The organism is Flavobacterium sp. HTF, from assembly GCF_003105115.1.
Lineage (GTDB): Bacteria > Bacteroidota > Bacteroidia > Flavobacteriales > Flavobacteriaceae > Flavobacterium.
In genome coordinates, this window is record NZ_QETH01000163.1 from 1 (window position 1) to 3,916 (window position 3,916).

Below are 3,916 nucleotides of genomic sequence, written 5' to 3' on the forward strand. Positions count from 1 at the left end.
TAAATTCTATTTTATCCAATTGCACTACTAAGCTGAAACATAGGCAAATACATAGCCACCAGTAAAACAGCCACTAAAACTCCGACGAATAAAATAATAAAAGGTTCTAATACAGTAGTCATGATTTTAGATTGCTGCACAACCTCCTGATTGTATTGCTCGCTTAATTGTTTAAAAACGAATTCGGTTTGGTTGGTTTCTTCAGCCACTTTTACCAATGATATAATTCTATTGTCGAACAATTGATTGTTTTTTAAACTTGCGCTTAGACTGTTTCCTTTCAAAATACTTTCTTCCACTTTTTCTAAGGCTTCCTGTAAGGGCACAAAACGAATCATCTTTTTGACCATTTGTATACTGTTTAATAATGGAACTTTTGCGGTTGTCAGTAAAGTAACAGCCTGTGTAAATTGCGCCAGATAAACTTTAGTCATAAAAGGGCCAACAATTGGAATTTTAATCAAAAAGTAATGAAGCATTTTTTTGTATTTGGCATTGTCCTTAAAGAACTGGGTAGAAAAAATAAAACCAATAATTATCAAAAAGAAATACAGTCCGTAGGTTTTGGTTAACACGGATAATTTTACAATTAGTTGTGTCAGAAACGGAAGCTCCATATTATTCTGTTTAAAAATATCCTGAAACATTGGCACAACATAACTCAACATAAATACCACAACCAAAACAGCAGTACTTAATACGATAGAAGGATAGGTTAGGGCGGCTATTATAATTCGTTTTTGCTCATTTTTTCGTTCAAAAAAATGACCTAATTCAAAACAGACCTGAGCAGTAGTTCCTGTTTCCTCGCCAATCTGAATGGAGTAATATTCGTATTCAGTAAAAGATTTTGCATTATATAAAGCTTCGGAAAATGGTTTTCCGTTTACTACCTGATTAAGAATTGATTGTATTAACTCTTTGTCAGCATTCTTTTTTAATGATTCTACAATCAGAGACAAACCTTCCTTAAATGTTATTCCGGCTTTTAGTAAAACAGCTAATTCCTGATAGAAAGCCTGTTTCTTTTTATTATTGAAAGAGTCACCAAAAAGAGAAATTTCTTTTTTTAACAAATCTTCCAAACTGCTGGTATTTTTTGTTTGTGTCCCTTTTTTGGCAGGGATATTTTCAATTTTAAAGGCCATCTTCCTGATTCATAAAAAAGGTTACGTCGTTTTTCTTTGAGACAAAAATCTCATAATCCGGTAATGTAGCAGCAGCAGATATGCTCATAGCGTCTATATTTCCGGTTTGTATTTTTTTTCCATTAAAAAATACTTTTTGAATAGTAAGTTTTAACGGAATAGTATCATTGTTGCGCAATGTATAATTATCATGAAATGAGTATTTTACAGTGTCTGTTTCTGAGAGCATTAGTAAAAATTGATTTTGTTCATTAAACGTAATAGTCTGAAGCTCGTTAAAATCCTGCCACAATTTTTGTTCAAAAAGCGCGAGTGTACTCGTTTTATCAAAATTTCCCTGAATAGTATGAATTTGTTTCTGTACCAATCTTAAGACGCTAAAAGCCATACCAACTACAATAGCAGTGATGATCATTACAATTAATAATTCAGAGAGTGTAAAGGATCTTATTTTATTTGCTGCCATAGAACTAATGTCTTTGATATTTCTTTTTTACGATCACTATTTTGTGCCTGAATATTTATTAGTAATTGGGAGCCTGTCTTTTCTTGATTTATAGTGATTTGCCAATTTTTATACTTTTCCTGATACGGTAATTTTATACTGTTATTTTGAATTTCATATTCTAATTCATTCATTCGATTTTCAATTGAATGTGTGTTTTTCGAAAAAGTATTTAATACCAGATTATTAAGTATCAAACTGGCAATTATAAAAACAATTACGATTAAAACCGTTGCAACGACTGCTTCAATCAATGTTGCTGATTTTATTTTTTTCAGTACAACCATTTCAAAATTGTTTTAGGTTGTTCTTGTTCCAGCACTATTCCCCCATAAATATTTGGAATATTTTGGTTCTCAATTGTTCCGTTATAAATATGATTTACAAAAATAGATCCTGACTGGTTAGCCAAAAACTGCTTTGTAATTACTGATCCCGAAACCGTACCTCTCAGGTCAAAATTTCCGTTGCAATATACCTGACCTTTTATATTTGCTTCTTTTTCTAAAAGAATCTGAGTTTGAAAATCGGAAGAAATTTTGGTTTGAAAATAACAGATATTTCCTTTTATAATTGATTTTGAATCAATAAAAATCTTATTATCCATTGGATTTACCGAGACTTCATCCGGATTGTTTTTATTGTCCTGAAATAATACCAAAGCGGAAGGATAACTCAGCTTACAAGCTTTTCCGACTGTAATTTTTTTAGAGGCTATAACCTGAAAAGCCCCTGTCGTTCCATCCTCAATTTCAATTGTTGGAGCAATTAGAACCACATCTTTCAAAATCGCCGTATTTTTAATAACAATAGACGTTTCTGATTTAATGATGATGTTTCCTGTTATGATTTTATGTTCTAATACAATTGGATCTTTAAAATAAATTGCTTTCGTTTTTTTGTGAAACGTATTAATGATTTTCGAATTCTTTTCTAAAGAGATATAATCATCCTCAGTAAGTGGTTTATATTGCTTTAAATTATATTCGAGTGTCTCTAATAAATTCTTTTTGGGCTGAGGAAGTTCTTTTGTGCTTTTCTTTACAGTACCATAAACCAGCTGCGAACCATAGTAACTTTGTCCGGCTATATACCCGGAATTAACACCCTGCTCCGGTAAATAAGTGATCCCCTTTATAGTAGTAGTACCGACAACTGTTAATGCATTATACGTTTCCTGCAAAAAAAGAGTAGGGGACTCTTCAGTATTAAGTAAGGAACCAATAATAGCCGTTTTTGTAAATTTCTTTTTTCGAAATTGAGAAATTGCAATCCCTTTTTCAAAAATACCCCATTGTGATAAATGTACTTTTATAGTCTGGTTTTGTTTTTTAATGAAATCCAGTTGGAGAGTATCTGTGTTAAATTCCTTTTGCTCTAATAAAGCCTGCATGCCAATATCAGAGAATTGGATATTCTCAATTGCTCCTTTTGATTGCTCTTTCATGTAAATAAAAGTATAGGCATATAAAATTAGCCCAGCCATCAACAAAGCAATCAATACTGAGATAAATACAGTAAATTGTAAAGCACCGGATTTTATTTTGAAATTTATTCTCAATCCTGAATCATTATAAGGTTTAAATTTCCTTTGTATTTAACATACACAGATTCTCTGTCACCACTTTTCAGGTAAATTTCATTTTGAGTGTCACCAATTTTCATATAATGGTTTTGACCATCAATGATAAGCATGAAAATTTTGGTTTTATCTTTTGTATCAGAGATCATTCCCTTATAAAGAATAACAGGCCAAACTAACGTTTCCGGAACTTTTGGAGTTTTTTTTATGGATGAATTTGCTGTTTTAACTTTTGTAGCAGCTTGTGGCATATACATTTTTCCTAAAAAAGGATCTCTGTAGTTTACATCTATAATGAATGATTGTCTTTCTTTGACTTTAAGTGGCTTAATAACGAATTCGGGATTATTAGCTGAAACAACTTCATCATTATTAGTGAAAGAAAAAACCTGATACAAGACAGCACTCCAAACGAATAATACAATTGGTAAAATGATGTATATGTTTTTTTTGTTTTTCATCAATTATTTTCGGGCTAATTCACTTTCAATTTTGGCTATCCTCGAAACTAAGCTTTTTAGTGCTTCAATTTCTTTTGCCTGCTCTTCAATTTTTTTGTTCTGATCAATGCTGTAAAGAGTCAATTCTTCAATTTTCTGAAGCAACTTAGAATTCATTTCTCCCAGATTAATTCCATTTTTCAGCACTTCTTCTTCACTTGGAATATTTTCTAAATGTCCT

At 31.4% G+C, this 3,916-nt stretch carries 5 protein-coding genes and 1 pseudogene; all 6 read right to left on the bottom strand.

Annotated features, from left to right (window positions below; all coding sequences use genetic code 11):
• Positions 1-11 precede the first annotated feature (11 nt).
• On the bottom strand, positions 12-1,148 hold the full coding sequence (locus DCO46_RS22310) for a type II secretion system F family protein (RefSeq protein WP_116754664.1): 1,137 nt from the start codon (positions 1,146-1,148) through the stop codon (positions 12-14).
• Entirely contained in the window at positions 1,138-1,614 is a 477-nt protein-coding gene (locus tag DCO46_RS22315) for a type II secretion system protein J (RefSeq protein WP_116754665.1), read from the bottom strand. The genes DCO46_RS22310 and DCO46_RS22315 overlap by 11 nt, the downstream gene beginning before the upstream one ends.
• A complete protein-coding gene (locus tag DCO46_RS22320) occupies positions 1,596-1,940 on the bottom strand; it encodes a hypothetical protein (RefSeq protein ID WP_116754666.1) in 345 nt (114 codons plus the stop codon). Before DCO46_RS22320 ends, DCO46_RS22315 begins: the two co-directional genes overlap by 19 nt.
• Positions 1,928-3,100: a hypothetical protein gene (locus DCO46_RS22325; protein ID WP_243416388.1), complete on the bottom strand. Its 1,173-nt coding sequence runs from the start codon at positions 3,098-3,100 to the stop codon at positions 1,928-1,930. Before DCO46_RS22325 ends, DCO46_RS22320 begins: the two co-directional genes overlap by 13 nt.
• 110 nt (positions 3,101-3,210) lie before the next feature.
• Positions 3,211-3,696 carry a hypothetical protein gene (locus DCO46_RS22330; RefSeq protein WP_116754668.1) on the bottom strand — a complete coding sequence of 162 codons (486 nt, stop codon included), beginning with the start codon at positions 3,694-3,696 and terminating at the stop codon, positions 3,211-3,213.
• A gap of 3 nt (positions 3,697-3,699) precedes the next feature.
• A pseudogene (locus DCO46_RS22335) lies at positions 3,700-3,916 on the bottom strand (cell wall anchor protein); the annotation flags it as partial.

Bases quoted from the DNA above. Each gene is read 5' to 3' on its own strand.
- DCO46_RS22310 (WP_116754664.1), bottom strand. From the start codon at position 1,148: ATGGCCTTTAAAATTGAAAATATCCCTGCCAAAAAAGGGACACAAACA.
- DCO46_RS22315 (WP_116754665.1), bottom strand. From the start codon at position 1,614: ATGGCAGCAAATAAAATAAGATCCTTTACACTCTCTGAATTATTAATT.
- DCO46_RS22325 (WP_243416388.1), bottom strand. From the start codon at position 3,100: ATGAAAGAGCAATCAAAAGGAGCAATTGAGAATATCCAATTCTCTGAT.
- DCO46_RS22320 (WP_116754666.1), bottom strand. From the start codon at position 1,940: ATGGTTGTACTGAAAAAAATAAAATCAGCAACATTGATTGAAGCAGTC.
- DCO46_RS22330 (WP_116754668.1), bottom strand. From the start codon at position 3,696: ATGAAAAACAAAAAAAACATATACATCATTTTACCAATTGTATTATTC.